The following is a 16,468-nucleotide window of genomic DNA, read 5'->3' as shown; positions in this document are numbered from 1 at the left end:
CCCACGGCAAAGCTGGCTTTTTCAGAGAAGAGGGCCCGGTGTGTTTTGGACAGAAATTGGCTAGGAGGACGAGCTGACGCTTACTCCTTCGCCGTATCGTCTGCGTTCAGGTTCAAGTGCGCCATACCGCTGCTGCCCAGGTCAACGGCGGCAAATGGGCCACCGTGATGGATATTGGCGGGATCAAGGGGGTCAAGCGGGCCGTCCTTGGCAAAGATCTCATCGGCGAATTGCTCGGCATTGTCCTTGGGACGGAAACCCAGATGCCGCGCCTTGGAATTGTCGACGGGCGCGCGATCATTGTCGGACACGCCATAGACGATGCTGAAACCTGTGACCGGGGTCTTGATCGCCTGTTCCACCATATGGACCAGATCATCATAGCTGAGCCACGTCCCAACCGCGCGACTGTTCGTGACCTGCGCGCAAGACAGGATGCGCAGGCAGACGGCCTCGAGCCCGCGTTTGTCCCAGTAAAGCGATGCGAGGTCTTCGGCGAAGCATTTGGCAAGCCCATAGAACGTGTCTGGTCTGTGTGGCGCGTCGATGCCGATGAAATCAGTCTTTTTGTGCATGCCAACCGCATGGATCGACGAGGCATAGATCACCCGCCGCAGATTGTTGCGATGGGCGGCCTCCCACACGGTATAGGCACCGTAGAAGTTCGGGCCCCAAAGCACATCCATCGGGGCCTCATCCGCGATGGCGCCGAAATGAACCACCATATCCGCGCCTTCCAGCAGCTCTGTCATGGCTTCAAGATCGGCAAGATCGGCCTTCACGTAGCTTTCGTTCGGCGCGAGGTTGGGTATGCTGTCGGCAATGTCCGAGGAGACCAGCTCATCAAACAGTTTCGAAAGCGGCCCGCGCAAATATGATCCAAGCCGCCCCGCTGCGCCGGTGAGGACAAGTTTCTTCATGGGCGAACTCCTTTCAGATTGGCAACGGCATCGGCGATGCGGTTCAGGGCCGTGTTCAGAACGTCTTCGGACGCGGCTGTCGAAATGCGGAAAAAGGGCGACAGTTCATAGGCGCTGCCGGGAACAGCCGCCACACCGGCTGCGCTGAGAAGATAGGCGGTGACATCGGCATCCGAGGTCAGGGTTGCGCCGTCGGGCGTCGTGGCCCCGATCAGGCCCTCGCAGCCGATCAGCCCGTAGAACGCCCCGCCCGGCGGGTCGAGCGTCAGGCCGGGAATGTCATGGATACGTTCGACCACAAGGTCGCGACGAGCTTCGAACGCGGCGCGGAAGCGGCGGACCTCATCCTGCGGACCGTTCAAAGCAGCCGCCGCTGCGGCCTGCGCGATCGAACAAGCGCCCGAGGAAATCTGGCTTTGTACCTTGGTCATCGCGGCGATCAGCTCTTTCGGGCCAGCGCCATAGCCGATGCGCCACCCGGTCATCGCATAGGCCTTGGAGACCCCGTTCACCGTCAGTGTCCGATCTTTCAGCGTCGGGCACAGGGCTGCGGAAGACCGGAAGACGCGATTGTCGAACAGGATGTGTTCGTAGATCTCATCAGACAGGATCAGGATGCGGTCCTGTTGTTCCAGAACCGCGCCAAGGGCCGCAATCTCAGCGTCCGAATAGACCGCGCCCGAGGGGTTCGACGGTTGGTTCAGCAACAGCCAGCGTGTCTTGGGTGTGATCGCGGCCGCCAGCCTGTCGGGCGTCAGGCGGAAACCCTCTTCAGCCGGGCATTCGATGGTGACGGGCGTACCGCCAAGGATCAGCACGATGTCCTTGTATTGCCCAAAGTAAGGCGCGCAGAGGAGAACTTCGTCGCCCGGCTCGAGCGTGGCCATGAAGGCGTTGAACAGCACCTGCTTGGCCCCGTTCGAGACGATGACTTCATCGGGTGCATAGGTCAGATCATTTTCACGCTGCAGCTTGTCGACAACCGCCTGCCGCATGGTCAGGGTGCCGTTGGTGGGCGGGTATTTGGTCTCACCCGCCAGAGCGGCCTGATGTGCGGCGTGTTTGATGTGGTCGGGCGTGTCGAAATCGGGCTCTCCGAGGCCCAGATCAATGACATCCTCACCCCGCGTGCGGGCCTCTTTGGCGGCCTGGCTGACCCAAGCCGAGGCCGAGGGTTTCACGGATGCAAGGCGCGAGGCGGCAAAGCTCATTTCAGGTGATCTTTCGTTTGGGCTAGAGCCGTATCCGCTGCACGCGCCAGAAGGCCGGTATCAATAGCGTTGGCAACGAAGGTGAACCCTTCGTTCAAAAGCTCGGCCGCAAAGGCCGGGTCGGTGACTAGGGTCCCCACGGGCACTCCGCGCGCGATCAGTTTCTGGGCGGCTTTTCTGATCTCCGACCAGACCTCGGGATGCATGGGATTGCCGACATGACCAAGATCGGCGGCGATATCCGCCGGGCCGAAGAAGATGCCGCTGACACCATCGACCGTGCCGATGGCTTCGGCCTGTTCCAAGGCGTTGCGAGATTCCACTTGCAGCAGAACCGTCAGCTCGTCTTCGCAGCGCGTCGCATAGTCCTTGATCCGCCCAAAACCCGTTGCGCGGCTTGCGCCGGCCATCCCACGAACGCCGCGCGGGGGATAGCGCGTGGCCGCGACCGCGCGCTCGGCTTCTTCCACCGATTGGATCATCGGAAACAGAAGCCCCGGCGCGCCGAGGTCAAGCAGGCGTTTGACCACAACCGCATCATTCCATTCGACGCGGACAAGGGCTGTGGTCTGATACGCCTCGAAGGCCTGCAGCTGCGACAACACGCTGTGATAGTCGTTCGCGCTATGCTCCATGTCGATCAGCGCCCAGTCGTAACCTGCGGTGGCTATGACTTCGGCTGCAGTGTTACTGCACAGGCTGACCCAAACACCAACTTGTTTGTCGCCATTTGCGATCGCATGGGTGAAACGGTTGCGTATTAGCTCCATCAGATCACTGCCTTTTCGATGATTGGTTGTCCGGCCGGGATACGTTGGTAGTTGAAGGGCGTCATGTCGAGCGCGCGGTATTCGCCATAGGTCAGCCACTCGGCCGTGCCACGCCCCATCGCCGGAGATTGCTGCAGACCGTGGCCCGAGAACCCGTTCAGGAAAATGAAGTTCGACAGCTCGGTATGCGGACCCATGATCGCGTTGTGATCGAAGGTGTTCATCGCGTAGTGCCCAGCCCATTCGCTTTGCAGCTTGATCGCTTCGAATTGCGGGATACGCGTGGCGAGGACGGGCCAGACGTGGTTTTCCCAGAAGGCGTGATCCATGTTGAAATCATCGAAATCCACCGCCGGGTCGATGTCAGAATGCCCGCCGCATTGATACGTGCCGCCTCCGACCTCGCGCACATGAACGCCCGATGGATCAATGGTCAACGGCAGGTCGCGGTCTAGTGGCTGTTCGGCCTTGAAAATCCAGGAATAGCGTTTGCGGGGTTCGACCGGCACGTCAATCCCCGCCATTTGCGCGGTTCTGGCGGCCCGAGGGCCGGACGCGTTGACCACCTGTCCGCACGCAATGACTTCGCCCGAGGCGAGCGTGACGCTTTCGACCTTGGTGCCTGCGGCGTTTCGCGTGATCTCGACGACTTCGTTCTGGATCCATTCGACGCCACGCTCACGGCTTTGCCGCCGCCACCAGTGATCGAGGGCCGCACCGTCGAAATAGCCTTCGTCAATCAGATTGATCGAGCCCAGAACGATGTCATCGACGTTGTAGAACGGATAGGCGGCCTTGATCTCATCTGCGTTCATCAGCTGCGTTGCCGCCCCTGCCGCCAACTGCACTTTCTGGTTCTCGCGCAGCACGTTGGCAAAGCCTTCGGTGTCGGCCAGATACATGTAGCCAAAGGAATGGATCGAAAGCTCGGGCACCCGGTCGTCTCCACCCATATAGCCGCGCAGGTTCTTCACGAAGTCGGCGGCAAACTGGCTGATCCGCACGTTCAGTTCGGCCGAGAATTGCTGCCGCATACAAGAATTTGTATGCCCGGTCGAACATGAGGCGAAACTCATGTCGCGTTCGATCACCAAAACTGAGCCATTGAAATCGGCATTGTCCGACAGGAACCAAGCGGTCGAGGCACCCATGATCGCGCCGCCTATGATCACTACGTCATAGCTTTGCCGGGCCGGGCTCTGGTTGCTCATTCGTATTCTCCTTTTGCAACGGCACGGTGGATCTCGGAGATCTCGGATGCCGTCAAGCCATAGTCGCGTGATGCTGTTTCGTCTGAAATATAGCCGAGCGCCAGATCACGCTTCACCATCTGTTTTGACCGTTCCGACGGGTCACCGTAGCCAGCACCGCCGGGGAACGCCATCACGACTTTGCGCCCGTGTGGTACAAACTGTTTACCTTTGACCCGCATGTCGGATCCGTCGTCCTGGGCAATGGTCGTTGGTGCCCCATTTCCCCCGCCACGGCGACCGCGCGCGGGGTATTGGCTGCGGTCGAACATGGCCTGAATGTCGAACTCGTACCCCTCTTGCGCGCCGACCTCCATATACTGTCCCAGCCCGCCGCGCGTTTTCCCAGCACCGCCGCTGTCGGGCCGCAGTTCCTTGCGCCAGATGATGACCGGACCGGCGTGTTCGGTGGCCTCAATCGGCATGGTCATGACGCCCGAGGGGAAGGCGGTGGCGTTCATTCCGTCGTGTTCCTGCCTTGCGCCGGACCCGCCCGAGTTGAAGGTCAGCACTTCGGACCGGCGGGCGCCTTTAGGGGCCGGGGCATCGGTGCGGGGGCGCAGACTGACCTGAAAGTTGCACAAACATCCCGCGCCTTCGGCGGGGACGAGGCCGGGAACGATCTTGTCGAACGCGTCATAGACCGCATCGGGCACGAAATGGCCCACGATATGGCGCAGTGCGACCGGAGCCGGGTGCAGCGCATTCACGATCGAGTTCTCGGGTGCGGTGACTTCAAACGGGGCCAATGATGCTGCGTTATTTGGGATCTCGGGCGCAATCGCGACCTTGAGTGCGTAGCAGGCATAGGCTTTGGTATAGACCAGCGGGCAATTGATCCCTTTCTTGTCCACCCCCGAAGTGCCATTGAAATCGGTCACGATCCTGTCGTCTTCGACGCTGATCCTGACCTTCAACGTGATCGGAGTATCAAACCCGTCCATCGTCATTTCACCCTCAGCGGTTTTCTGAGGCAGGGCGGCGATACGCTCCAGCGTCGCTCGGCGGGAATTGTCGAGGATGAATGCGGCGATCCCATCGAGGGTTTCGAGGTCGAACTCCTCCATCATGTCGATCAGACGGCGGTGGCCGATTTCGTTACAGGTGGTCAGAGCGTAGATGTCTCCGATAAGCTGATCCGGCTCGCGCACATTGCCGCGAATGAGGCGCACCAGCGTTTCATCCACATCGCCACGGTCGGCAAACTTCATGATCGGGATGTACAGCCCTTCCTCATAGACGCTTTGAGCATCCGCCCCGAAGCCGCGCCCGCCGATATCCACGATATGCGCGGTACAGGCAAAGAACCCGACCAATGCGCCCTTGCGAAAGGATGGGGTGACCATAGTGATGTCATGTAGGTGGCCTGTACCCTCCCACGGGTCATTGGTGATGTAGACGTCGCCTTCATGCATGTTCTGCCGGCCAATTCGGCGAATGAAATGTGCAACCGCATCTGCCATCGCGTTCACATGGCCCGGCGTGCCGGTCACAGCCTGCGCCAGCATGTTCCCGTGCGTGTCGTAGACCCCCGCCGACAGGTCCCCGGCCTCGCGGACCGAGGTTGAGAACGCCGTCCGAACCAACGCCTGCGCCTGTTCCTCAACAACCGAGATCAGTCGGTTCCACATGACCTGATAGGTGACTTTGGACTGCTCGTTGCTCATCACGCGGCTCCTTTGGTCACAACATCGATGCAGCCATCGGGCTGGCGGATGGCGTCCCGGCTGGCGGGGACGACGATGGTTGTTTCATCCTCTGTTACGACCGCAGGCCCCTGCGCGCGTTGTCCGGTCTGCATGCTTGCGCGGTCGACGGTATCTGCGTCCAGGTAACGGCCGGATGCAGCATCAAAGACCTGTCGCGTGCCTTCGGACATGGCCGGGCCTGTTGCGTCCGTGACGGCAATCGGCGCGACCTCTTCAGGCGGGGTGCTAGCGTTGACGGACCAGACGGTGATCTCGATATCCATACCCGCGACCGGGTGGCCAAAGAGCTTGGTATAGCCTTCCTCGAACCGGGCCTGATAGGTGGCGGCTTCGGGATTCTTCGCCTGTTCTTCGGTCAGTTCGATCGGGATTTCCCATCCCTGACCGGAATAGCGCATATAGGCTTTGAAATCGGTCCGGATCGGACTGACCGCATCGCAGGTTCGCACAAAGCCCGTTGTTTCGGCCCTCAGATCGGACAAAAGCTGCCTGATCCGTCCCGCGTCAAAATCGCTGAGCTTCATATAGACCGAGCGGTTGGCCTCGAAACTGAAAGGCGCGCGCAAAAACCCGATGGCCGAGCCGACCCCGGCCCCCGGCGGAACCAGCAGGCGTTCGACCCCAAGCTTTTCACACAGACGTCCGGCGTGCAGAGGTGCTGCGCCCCCAAAGGCGATCATGGTGTATTCGCTCAGGTCTTCACCATTCTCAACGGCGTGGACGCGTGCTGCGTTGGCCATGTTTTCGTCCACCACCTCGGCCACGCCAAAGGCGGCCTCAATCGGGTCCATGTCCAGCGTGCGGCCAATATGGTCGGTCAGCGCGGATTTGGAGTTGTCCGGGTTCAAAACGATCGAACCACCGGCGAAGTTGTTCGGGTCCAGCTTGCCGAGAACCAAATCGGCATCCGTAACGCCGGGGCGTGTGCCGCCGTGTCCGTAGCAGGCCGGGCCGGGCTCCGACCCGGCGCTTTCCGGGCCCACGCGGATCTGGCGCATCCCGTCCACATGAGCCAGGCTGCCGCCGCCCGCGCCGATTTCGACCATGTCGATCACCGGGATCGAAATCGGCATGCCCGAGCCTTTCTTGAACCGATAGGTCCGCGCGACTTCAAACACGCGGCTGGTTTTGGGCGTCTGGTTCTTGATCAGGCAGATCTTGGCCGTGGTGCCGCCCATGTCAAAACTCAGCACTTTGTCCAAACCGTAGCGTGCCGCAATATGCGCCGCAAAAACCGCACCTCCAGCGGGGCCGCTTTCGACCAGCCGCACCGGGAACTCCGCCGCATTCTGGATTGAGATGATGCCGCCACCCGAATGCATCAGGAAGATCCGGCATTTGACGCCTTGGGCGCGCAATTGATCTTCGAGGCGACCCAGGTATGAGGCCATCAGTGGCTTGATATATGCGTTGGCAACCACCGTGTTGAACCGCTCATATTCGCGCATCTGAGGCGAAATCTCGGAAGAGATCGAAACCGAAACGTCAGGCAGTTTCTCGGCCAGAACCTCGCGCACCAGATGCTCATGCGTTGAGTTGAGGTAGGAGTGGATCAACCCTACCGCCACCGATTCAAACCCGGCTTGCGCAATCCGATCCACAACGGCTTCGACATCGGCGCGGGTCAGATCAACCAGAACTTCGCCACGGGCATCGACGCGGCCGGGAACGGTAAAGCGCATGTGGCGTGGCAGCAGCGGGTCAGGCAGTTTGAGGTTCAGATCATACTGCTCGAACCGGCTTTCGGTGCGCATTTCGATCACGTCGCGGAACCCTTCCGTCGTAATCAGCGCCGTTTTCGCCCCACGGCGTTCGATCAGCGCGTTGGTCGCCAGCGTGGTGCCGTGGATGATCTGGTCAATCTGGCCCGGAGTGACCCCGGCCTTGTCACAAACCCGCTGCATCCCATCGATGATCGCGTTTTCTGGCGCGGCATAGGTTGTCAGCACTTTGGTTGAAAATGTCTGTCCATCCTTTTCCAGAACCACATCGGTAAAGGTGCCGCCGATATCAACGCCCAGTCGGATAGAGTGTGAAGTCATGCCCGTGCCCGCTTGAAAGAGTACCTGTCAAACGCAACTAAAACCCAGCTCGGGACAAAAAATCAAATTGCTTGTATTTCTACTCCTGATCAGTTTTCTTTATCCTCTTTGTGGCCTGAGCTGAGCGGCGATTTCCGCCGCATGTTCCACGAAGCGTGCGGTCCGCGTTGCGTCGTAGCGGGCAAAAAACCGCAGCGGCTCGGCTGTCCAGTCGGATTGAAGTTCCAACAGGGCGCCCGTGTCGATCTCGCGTTGAACCAGAGGGCGCGGCAGCAACGCGATCCCAAGGCCTTCCGATACCATCGGAACGCAAGCGGACAAAGCGTTTGAATGCACGATTTTTTGCGCGTCCAGCCCGCGGTCCTGCGCCATCGCGTGCAGGCTGTGCCCTGCAAGGGTGTGGCGAGCATGGGTCAGAACGGAGAATGCGAAAAACCGGTCTACGTTGCGCCCTTCGGGCAAAGCCGAAGCGAGTGTCGTATTGGCCACCCACACATAGTCTTCGCCGGTCAGTTCCCTTGTCCCGTCCAGTTCCGTTTTGAATGGCCCGTTCTGCACCGCAAGATCAAGCTGCCCCTCCAGCAGCTTTTCATCAATTGTGCTGGACAGGTCTACCACAAGCTCGACGCTCAGATTGGGATAGTGCTGTTTTAGGCACCGCAGAAAATCTTGCAGCCATGTGCAGGCGACCAATTCGGTGACGCCAAGACGCAACCGCTCCTGAATCAGATCTTGTCGGTCGGCCTCTTCCAGCAAGGCTTCGGTTGCGCGGAGAACCGTTCTGGTTTTCTCCAACAGCGACTCTCCTTTCGCTGTCAGACGTACGGAGCCTGCATCGCGATACAATAGCTTTGTGCCCAACGCATCTTCCAGCGTGGCGATGCGTGAAGAGATATTGGGCTGCGTCGTGGCAAGCGCGTTCGCTGCGGCGCGGAAGGTTCCCATATCGACTACGAAGGTGAAGGCTTCGAGCTGTTTGAGAGTGATTTGGTTCTTTATCATTCAAGCTTTTGAGCATCAGGGAAACTGACCGTCAATCGTTCAGGGAAAGAACCCGTCCGTTCCGTCCATTTGATGTCTGGTCGGCAGAGAATTGGTTTGCGTGCGGTGGCGAATAGAGCGATCAACGGGGCGACTCGACCACTTGCCGGAAAACAGGAGGCAAACATGAGGCTTGGCTATCTTGGGTTTGGAACCATTGCGCGGGCCTGCGCCGAAGGTCTGGTCAGCGATGGGCATGACATTGTTGTCAGCGAAAGAAGCCGGGCCAACTCATCCGAGCTATCGGCTCGCTTCGACAATGTGACCGTGGCTGACAATCAGGGTGTTTTGGATGCCAGTGACGTGGTCTTTGTCGGATCGACCGCCGAACAGGCCGAGATGATGCTGTCCGCGCTGCGGTTTCGCGAAGGCCAGCGGGTGATCTCGTTCATGGTTGGCATCTCGCCGGAACAGGTTCAGGCCCTCGTTGCACCGGCCACGTTCGAGACGTTGATGATCCCGTTCCCATCCATTGCCTCGGGCGGGTCTCCGGTTCTCGTCTTTCCCGCGTCACCAACTGTTGAGGCGCTTTATGGTGGTTCGAACACCGTTATCACCATGAAGTCCGAGAGTGATTTCAACGAGTTTCTGGCCGCTCAGGCCCTGTTGTCGGTGGTGGCGAAATCGCTGGCTGTCGGGATTGACTGGCTGGGTCGCAAAACCGGCAGCGCCCATGAGGCTGAGAAATTCCTGCGCCTGTTGATCGGAGGGTCGATCATGGCCGCGCCGATGGAGACCGAGAACGCGATGGCCGATCTTGTCGACTCGTTGAACACACCGGGCGGGCTGAACCAGCAGTTGCGAGAGTACATGGCCGATCGCAACACCTATGACGATCTGGTCCAAGGGATCGAGGTCTTGTCGGCCCGTCTATCCGAGGGCTGATTACCCGTACTGTACGCGGGTGCGACGACATCATGTCGCTGATGTGGGATGAGTTTACCCGTTGGGATCGCCGCGATGGCCGTTATGTTTGGCTTTCGCGGTTTGACATTGGCCCTTTGGTCTGGTGATACCCCTCATCGGATCAGATGCTTTTGTCGACCGAAACTGAAAAAGGTAACCAGGTGCGCGCCAAATCTACGTTCGTGACCCCGCTTCCAACCCAATGGGTCGGGCCGATTCTGTTCAGGGGGGATCTGGTGTCCGGTGAGGTCAGCGTCCCTCTGGCGACGTTCGAGACGCCCTTATGGCCCTCCACCGCGCGGGGCGCGGGTGTTTCGCGGCATGCAGGCGGCATTCAGGTCACCCTGGTTGATGAGCGGATGACACGCTCCATCGCCGTACGTGCGCAGGATGCGGCCTCGGCGCATCAAGCCTGGCAACGGATCGAGGCGCAGACCGACAAAGTGGCCGAGATCATCTCCTCGACCAGCCGCTTTGCTCGCCTGATCAAGCTAAATCGCCAGATCGCCGGAAACCTGCTGTTTATTCGGATCGAGTGTTCCACCGGGGATGCCTCGGGTCACAATATGGTGACCAAGGCGGCTGAGGCGGTGTTGAACTGGGTCTTGGACGACCAGCCGCATTTGGCCTACGCGTCGATCTCGGGCAATCTGTGTACCGACAAAAAGGCATCCGCTGCGAATGGGCTTTTGGGGCGGGGCAAATACGTCATTGCCGAAGTGGAAATCCCGGGCCGACTGCTGCGGCGCATGTTGCGCACAACGCCAGAGCAGATGGTTGCGCTCAATCTCGAAAAAAACCTGATTGGTGGCAATCTTGCGGGATCTCTGCGCAGCGCCAATGCGCATTTCGCAAACATTCTGCTGGCCTTCTATCTGGCCACCGGTCAGGACGCCGCGAATATCATTGAGGGCAGCCAAGGTATCGTTCATTGCGAGGCGCGCGGTGAAGATCTGTATTTCTCATGCACCTTGCCGAACCTGATCGTCGGTTCGGTCGGGGCAGGTAAAGGCAATGAGCAGGTCGAAGAAAACCTGCGCCTGATGGGGTGCAAAGAGGAACGCGATGCGGGCGAAAATGCCCGTCGGCTGGCTGGCATCTGCGCAGGGGCAGTATTGTGCGGTGAGCTGTCCTTGATGGCTGCGCAAACCAATCCCGGAGAGCTTGTGCGCACCCATATGGAACTGGAACGATGACCAAGCCCAAACCTGCCGATCGCAGCGTGGCCGGGCGCAAGCTGGATCATCTGCGCGCCGTTCTGGAAGACCCCGATGTCGAACGCAGGCGCAGCGGGTTTGACGCGATCTCTCTGACCCATCGCGCCCTGCCTGAGCTGGATCTGGATGCGGTCGACACCAGCGCACGGTTTCTGGGCAAGCCTCTCAGCTTTCCGCTGCTGATTTCGTCGATGACGGGCGGAACCGGGGATGAGATCGCAAGGATCAATCGCAATCTTGTAGAGGCGGCTGAGGCGACCGGGGTAGCAATGTCCGTTGGCTCACAACGAGTGTTGTTCGCCGATCCTACCTCGAGGGGCAGTTTTCAACTGCGTGATGCCGCGCCAAGTATACCGTTGATCGGCAATATCGGCGCTGTGCAGCTGAACGCAGGGCTAGATGCAGACCACTGTCTTCAGGCCGTTCAGGCGCTTGAGGCAGACGGGCTTTACCTGCACCTCAACCCGCTGCAAGAGGCCGTGCAGGTCGAAGGAGACCGTGACTTTTCCAACCTGTCTGGCAAGGTCTCTGATCTCGTTTCGAACATGCCGGTGCCCGTGCTGATCAAAGAGGTTGGTGCCGGGCTGTCCGGCCCTGATGTTGAGTTGGCCTATGACGCCGGTATTCGACATTTTGACGTGGCCGGTCGCGGGGGTACTTCCTGGAGCAGGATCGAATATCACCGCCGCGCAGACGAGCAGGACGATCTGGGGCTGGTTTTTCAGGATTGGGGTCTGACAACGGTCGAAAGTCTGCTTGAAACTCGGGACGTCTTGGTCAAAAAGACCGATCCAACAACACTCATCGCCAGTGGCGGTTTAAGAGACGGTGTGGACATGGCCAAATCTATCATTCTTGGCGCAGATCTGTGCGGAATGGCCGCGCCGTTTTTGGCCGCAGCGCAGGAATCGAGCGCGCAGGTCATCCGCCAAATTGAAAAGTTACGTCGCGAATTTCAGACAGCGATGTTTCTTTTGGGCTGCGCCGATGTATCTCAGCTGAAGGCAAATGTCTCACTGATCCGATCAAGGTCAAAGTTTTGGTAGTCTCTACTGGTATCAGCGCGATGAGCTTTTTTACGCCTCATCGCTATATTTCGCTGGACACTCTGGCCCAGCACCACGGCATCGACCCTGCGAAGTTCTCACGTGGGATCGGGCAGGAAAAGATCGCCATGCCCGGGCATGACGAAGACGTTGTGACCTTGGCCGCCGAGGCCGCGAAGCCGATCATTGATCAACACGGAGCAGACGGGATCGACACCATCTTGTTTGCGACGGAAACAGGGATCGACCAATCGAAATCGGCGGGTATCTATGTGCAGCGGCTCCTTAGGCTGCCTTCGAACCTGCGCAATGTGGAGTTGAAGCAGGCCTGTTATTCTGCCACCGCTGCCCTGCAAATGGCCTGCGCCCATGTGGCACGCAAGCCGGATCGTAAAGTGCTTGTAATCGCCTCTGATATCGCGCGCTATGATCTGGACAGCTCGGGCGAGGCGACGCAAGGGGCCTCAGCCGTTGCGATGCTGGTCACGGCTGACCCGACGCTGTTGGAGATCGGCACTGTCTCGGGCCTGTTTACCGAAGACATCATGGATTTCTGGCGCCCCAACCACCGGCGCACACCCTTGGTTGACGGTAAGTACTCGGCGCTACGCTATCTTGGGGCGCTGGTGGAGTCCTGGCGCGATTATCAGGCAAATGGCGGCTTGTCCTACGATGGGTTTACGCAGTTCTGTTATCACCTGCCATTCTCGCGTATGGGCGAGAAGGCGCATCTGCGTCTGGCGAAAGAGGCAAAAGCCGAGGCCGATATGCAGGCCGCTCTGCCGGCGATGATCTACAATCGTCAGGTCGGGAACAGCTATACCGCATCGATGTACCTCGCGATCCTGTCCACGTTGGAGAACAGCGATAGCGATCTGGCAGGCAAATCCCTAGGACTGTTTTCCTACGGCTCCGGCGCGACCGGTGAGTTCTTTGATGCCAAGGTGGTCGAAGGCTACCGCGATCATCTGTTTGCATCCCGCCACCGGGAAATCCTGGAGGACCGGACCGCCGTCTCATATGATGAATATGTTGCCCTTTGGCACGCGAGGAATGGCGAGGACGGGACAGATACCCCCATGCCTGACGAGGCAAAGGGGCGCTACAGACTGGCAAGCATTGACGATAACAAGCGCATCTACGTTGACCGCACCGCATGATAAAGTCTGGGCCCACGCGCCCGGTAAGCTGATCCTGTCCGGAGAGCATTCGGTTCTGTACGGCATGCCCGCGCTGGCAATGGCCGTGGCCCGCTATACCGAAGTGTCGTTTCAGCCGCTGGGTTTGGGTGAAGGCCTGAAGACTGCGTTCGAGAACCTGTCTTCGGGCGAATACTACCCTCTGAAACTGTTGTCTCAGTTCAAATCGTCACTGGATCAACGCTTTGATAAATTCGCGCGCGGTGAGTTGGATGTCCACAAGATCCTCACACGTCCCGATGATCTGGCGGTCTATACTCTGGCCTCGCTGTTGCATGACAGCCTCGCAGCGCCCGGGTCAACGATTCCCGGCATTGGTGCGATGAACAGCAAACTGGCCCCCGGACAGTTGGCCAGTCGGTCAGAGCTGCCGATTGGCGCGGGTATGGGGTCGTCTGCCGCCATCGTCGCGGCAACAACGGTGTTGTTTGAAAACCTGCTGGAGCGGCCCAAAACGCTTGAAGAGAGGTATGAGCGGGTCCGGTTTTGCGAGCGCCTCAAGCATGGGCGCGCGGGGCCGATTGATGCCGCCGCAGTCGTCCGAGGTGGCCTTGTGCGTGCAGGCGAAACCGGTATCGCGGCGCCGGAGTTACCGTCGGATCATGGTTTGCTGACGGGTAAGGGGTGGTATTGGGTCCTGCACGGCCGGCCCGAAAGCACCACAGGCGAATGCGTCAGTGCGGTCAAGGCCGAACACGCGCAGAACGACGCCCTTTGGCAACGTTTCGGCGACTGTACGATCGCGTTTTTGACCGCGATCGCCTCCGGGCATAACCCGGACGATGCGATTTCGGAAAACCAACGACTGCTGGAGATGATCGGCGTGGTGCCGGACCTGTGCCAAACGTTTATCAGACAGATCGAAGGCATTGGCGGTGCGGCCAAAATCTGCGGTGCGGGGTCTGTACGAGGTGATTTTGGCGGGGTGGTTCTGGTGCATATGGAGGACCACGACAAAATGGCCGGTTTCATGTCGGGCTATCCTCAGATGCAATGGTCCGCGTTGCGTCAGGCCTCGACAGGTGCAGCGATGGGCAAGGCCCCTGAAAACAGCACAGACGGAGCCAATGCATGATACGGGCCAGCGCACCGGGATCGGTCATGATTACCGGAGAACACGCAGTCGTTTATGGTTCCAGAGCCATCGTGGCCGCGATTGAACAAAGACTAACAGTAACGCTGCGACGACGTACCGATCAATTGGTGCGTCTTTCCTCTGACATTGCCGAAACGCAAACGGTAGACTTGGATCAGGTTCAAGCTGCAGGGCCCTACAAGTTTGTCCTTGCTGCAATCGCAATGCACAGGGATGCGATTGACGCAGGGATGGATATCTCGATTTCGTCGGAGATTGACCCGACGCTTGGGCTTGGGTCATCTGCCGCCGTGACCATTGCCGCTCTCGGGGCCGTTCTGACCGTCACGGGTCAGCCGTTGAACGGTATTCACTCCAAGGCCTATCAGATCATTCAGGATATTCAGGGCCGCGGCAGTGGCGCCGATTTAGCAGCCAGCTTGCAGGGTGGTATGCTGGCTTACCGCGCTCCACCAAATCCAGAGATGGTGGCACTGCCTCACCCTCCTACGATCAGCCTGCGATACTGCGGCTACAAGACCCCCACTGCGATTGTCTTGCAAAAGGTTGCGGAACGGATGATCGGAAGAGAGGCCGAGTTCGAGGAACTTTACGCGGATATGGGCGACTTGGCCGATCACGCCATCAGCACCGCGAATGACCGCGATTGGGGGGCGTTCGCAGTCGCCCTCACAAGCTATCAAACCCGGATGGAGCATTTGGGCGTGAGCGACGAAACCTTGAACCGGATCATCACATCGGCCCGACGGGCCGAAAATGTCATGGCGGCCAAGATCTCGGGCTCCGGCTTGGGCGATTGCGTTCTGGCTCTGGGAACGCCACCTGACGGGTTCACTCCGGTGAAACTGGCCAGCCAAGGACTGATCATACATGACTGACGCCGTTCAGACCCTCATTAACCAAGCGATGCGAGACGCGGACGAGGTTCAAAGCTTCAGCGCCTATGCCCCAAGCAATATCGCGTTGTCGAAATACTGGGGCAAACGGGACAGAGCGTTAAACCTGCCGCTCAACAGTTCCTTGTCGATCTCGTTGGCGGAGTGGGGGTCTCATACAACCGTCGAGCCATCCCAGAGCGGGTCGGATGAGGTCTTGCTGGATGGTCAGCCTCTGCCGCCGACCTCGGTGTTTGCGCGCAAGGCGCTTGCGTTTGCGGATCTGTTTCGCGGTGGCCTCGATGTGCCGCTAATGATCTCGACCAGAAACACGATCCCGACGGCGGCCGGTTTGGCATCTTCCGCCTCGGGCTTTGCGGCGCTGACCAGTGCGCTAAGCGGCAGTTTCGGGTTGGACCTGCAAGCACAGGATATGAGCCTGATCGCCCGATTGGGCAGCGGCAGCGCAACCCGATCCCTCTGGCATGGGTTTGTGCGCTGGGATAAGGGCGTGTGCGATGACGGTGGCGACAGCCACGGCGTGCCGCTTGATCTGGTATGGCCTGAATTCCGCATCGCCATTGTCGAGGTGGACACAGGCCCGAAACTGCACTCGTCCCGCGATGGAATGAACCACACGGTCGATACCAGCCCTCTGTTTTCCAGCTGGCCCGAGATGGCCGAGCGGGACTGCAAGACCATCGAGCAAGCGGTCATTGAGAGAGACTTTCAAACTCTGGGCCAAACGGCCGAGGCAAATGCGTTGGCCATGCACGCGACCATGCAAGCCGCACGCCCCGCACTGACCTACCTTACAGATCAAAGCTGGGTGATCCTGCAGCGACTGTGGCAGGCCCGCACAGAAGGACTTGCAGCCTATGCCACGATGGATGCGGGGGCAAATATCAAGCTGGTATTCCTGAAAGAAGCCGAGGCAGATGTCTTGAAAGCGTTTCCTGATGCCCGCGTGATATCTCCGTTCGAATGGTCAAACGCATAGAAGCCACGACACAAGATTGAGCGGTCGCCGCTGCCGAACGTGTCACGCTTTGGAAGGTGACCGCGTGCGATCCAATGCATGCTTATGCGGCGTTGGAGGTTGGCAATGCCCTCAACTCTTCCTGCCCTTTGGCGGGCAATAGACTTTCGCCAAAGGCTTCGCTATCCAACTTGCAGGCTCAGCGCC

The 16,468-nt window shown here is 59.3% G+C and carries 14 protein-coding genes; 7 read left to right on the top strand and 7 right to left on the bottom strand.

The genetic code is table 11. From position 1 onward, the window contains the following. Positions 1 to 80 precede the first annotated feature (80 nt). The 7 genes from ACR3FB_RS20385 to ACR3FB_RS20355 all read right to left on the bottom strand — a co-directional run bounded on the left by ACR3FB_RS20385 (position 81) and on the right by ACR3FB_RS20355 (position 8,904). Positions 81 to 920 carry an NAD-dependent epimerase/dehydratase family protein gene (locus ACR3FB_RS20385; protein WP_480566772.1) on the bottom strand — a complete coding sequence of 280 codons (840 nt, stop codon included), beginning with the start codon at positions 918 to 920 and terminating at the stop codon, positions 81 to 83. Next, entirely contained in the window at positions 917 to 2,131 is a 1,215-nt protein-coding gene (locus tag ACR3FB_RS20380) for a pyridoxal phosphate-dependent aminotransferase (protein ID WP_480566770.1), read from the bottom strand. The genes ACR3FB_RS20385 and ACR3FB_RS20380 overlap by 4 nt, the downstream gene beginning before the upstream one ends. Next, on the bottom strand, positions 2,128 to 2,901 hold the full coding sequence (locus ACR3FB_RS20375; RefSeq protein ID WP_480566769.1) for an HpcH/HpaI aldolase family protein: 774 nt from the start codon (positions 2,899 to 2,901) through the stop codon (positions 2,128 to 2,130). Before ACR3FB_RS20375 ends, ACR3FB_RS20380 begins: the two co-directional genes overlap by 4 nt. Beyond that, complete coding sequence (locus ACR3FB_RS20370; protein ID WP_480566768.1) at positions 2,901 to 4,112, bottom strand: NAD(P)/FAD-dependent oxidoreductase; 1,212 nt, start codon at positions 4,110 to 4,112, stop codon at positions 2,901 to 2,903. Before ACR3FB_RS20370 ends, ACR3FB_RS20375 begins: the two co-directional genes overlap by 1 nt. Then, positions 4,109 to 5,818: a hydantoinase B/oxoprolinase family protein gene (locus ACR3FB_RS20365; RefSeq protein ID WP_480566767.1), complete on the bottom strand. Its 1,710-nt coding sequence runs from the start codon at positions 5,816 to 5,818 to the stop codon at positions 4,109 to 4,111. Before ACR3FB_RS20365 ends, ACR3FB_RS20370 begins: the two co-directional genes overlap by 4 nt. Beyond that, complete coding sequence (locus ACR3FB_RS20360) at positions 5,818 to 7,902, bottom strand: hydantoinase/oxoprolinase family protein (RefSeq protein WP_480566766.1); 2,085 nt, start codon at positions 7,900 to 7,902, stop codon at positions 5,818 to 5,820. Before ACR3FB_RS20360 ends, ACR3FB_RS20365 begins: the two co-directional genes overlap by 1 nt. Positions 7,903 to 8,001: 99 nt before the next feature. Further along, the gene (locus tag ACR3FB_RS20355; RefSeq protein ID WP_480566765.1) at positions 8,002 to 8,904 is read right to left on the bottom strand and encodes a LysR family transcriptional regulator; all 903 of its coding nucleotides are present in this window, start codon (positions 8,902 to 8,904) and stop codon (positions 8,002 to 8,004) included. 165 nt (positions 8,905 to 9,069) lie between these two features. Here ACR3FB_RS20355 and ACR3FB_RS20350 point away from each other — a divergent pair, with 165 nt between their 5' ends. The 7 genes from ACR3FB_RS20350 (at position 9,070) to mvaD (ending at position 16,282) form a co-directional block, all read left to right on the top strand. After that, complete coding sequence (locus ACR3FB_RS20350; RefSeq protein ID WP_480566763.1) at positions 9,070 to 9,828, top strand: NAD(P)-binding domain-containing protein; 759 nt, start codon at positions 9,070 to 9,072, stop codon at positions 9,826 to 9,828. A gap of 182 nt (positions 9,829 to 10,010) precedes the next feature. Further along, entirely contained in the window at positions 10,011 to 11,045 is a 1,035-nt protein-coding gene (locus tag ACR3FB_RS20345) for a hydroxymethylglutaryl-CoA reductase (RefSeq protein ID WP_480566782.1), read from the top strand. After that, complete coding sequence (fni, locus tag ACR3FB_RS20340; protein ID WP_480566760.1) at positions 11,042 to 12,112, top strand: type 2 isopentenyl-diphosphate Delta-isomerase; 1,071 nt, start codon at positions 11,042 to 11,044, stop codon at positions 12,110 to 12,112. Before ACR3FB_RS20345 ends, fni begins: the two co-directional genes overlap by 4 nt. Then, on the top strand, positions 12,106 to 13,272 hold the full coding sequence (locus ACR3FB_RS20335) for a hydroxymethylglutaryl-CoA synthase (protein WP_480566758.1): 1,167 nt from the start codon (positions 12,106 to 12,108) through the stop codon (positions 13,270 to 13,272). The genes fni and ACR3FB_RS20335 overlap by 7 nt, the downstream gene beginning before the upstream one ends. Next, a complete protein-coding gene (locus tag ACR3FB_RS20330) occupies positions 13,256 to 14,386 on the top strand; it encodes a mevalonate kinase family protein (protein ID WP_480566756.1) in 1,131 nt (376 codons plus the stop codon). The genes ACR3FB_RS20335 and ACR3FB_RS20330 overlap by 17 nt, the downstream gene beginning before the upstream one ends. Beyond that, the gene (locus ACR3FB_RS20325) at positions 14,383 to 15,285 is read left to right on the top strand and encodes a mevalonate kinase family protein (protein ID WP_480566755.1); all 903 of its coding nucleotides are present in this window, start codon (positions 14,383 to 14,385) and stop codon (positions 15,283 to 15,285) included. The genes ACR3FB_RS20330 and ACR3FB_RS20325 overlap by 4 nt, the downstream gene beginning before the upstream one ends. Continuing rightward, entirely contained in the window at positions 15,278 to 16,282 is a 1,005-nt protein-coding gene (mvaD, locus tag ACR3FB_RS20320; RefSeq protein ID WP_480566754.1) for a diphosphomevalonate decarboxylase, read from the top strand. The genes ACR3FB_RS20325 and mvaD overlap by 8 nt, the downstream gene beginning before the upstream one ends. Positions 16,283 to 16,468 lie beyond the last annotated feature (186 nt).

The organism is Ruegeria sp. AO1 (assembly GCF_056535985.1).
This window is presented reverse-complemented; position numbering and strand designations above follow the sequence as displayed.

What these genes read in the sequence shown, in the direction of transcription:
- ACR3FB_RS20355 (WP_480566765.1), bottom strand. Translation starts at nt 8,904, where the DNA reads ATGATAAAGAACCAAATCACTCTCAAACAGCTCGAAGCCTTCACCTTC.
- ACR3FB_RS20385 (WP_480566772.1), bottom strand. Translation starts at nt 920, where the DNA reads ATGAAGAAACTTGTCCTCACCGGCGCAGCGGGGCGGCTTGGATCATAT.
- ACR3FB_RS20370 (WP_480566768.1), bottom strand. Translation starts at nt 4,112, where the DNA reads ATGAGCAACCAGAGCCCGGCCCGGCAAAGCTATGACGTAGTGATCATA.
- ACR3FB_RS20350 (WP_480566763.1), top strand. Translation starts at nt 9,070, where the DNA reads ATGAGGCTTGGCTATCTTGGGTTTGGAACCATTGCGCGGGCCTGCGCC.
- ACR3FB_RS20325 (WP_480566755.1), top strand. Translation starts at nt 14,383, where the DNA reads ATGATACGGGCCAGCGCACCGGGATCGGTCATGATTACCGGAGAACAC.
- ACR3FB_RS20360 (WP_480566766.1), bottom strand. Translation starts at nt 7,902, where the DNA reads ATGACTTCACACTCTATCCGACTGGGCGTTGATATCGGCGGCACCTTT.
- ACR3FB_RS20375 (WP_480566769.1), bottom strand. Translation starts at nt 2,901, where the DNA reads ATGGAGCTAATACGCAACCGTTTCACCCATGCGATCGCAAATGGCGAC.
- mvaD (WP_480566754.1), top strand. Translation starts at nt 15,278, where the DNA reads ATGACTGACGCCGTTCAGACCCTCATTAACCAAGCGATGCGAGACGCG.
- fni (WP_480566760.1), top strand. Translation starts at nt 11,042, where the DNA reads ATGACCAAGCCCAAACCTGCCGATCGCAGCGTGGCCGGGCGCAAGCTG.
- ACR3FB_RS20365 (WP_480566767.1), bottom strand. Translation starts at nt 5,818, where the DNA reads ATGAGCAACGAGCAGTCCAAAGTCACCTATCAGGTCATGTGGAACCGA.
- ACR3FB_RS20380 (WP_480566770.1), bottom strand. Translation starts at nt 2,131, where the DNA reads ATGAGCTTTGCCGCCTCGCGCCTTGCATCCGTGAAACCCTCGGCCTCG.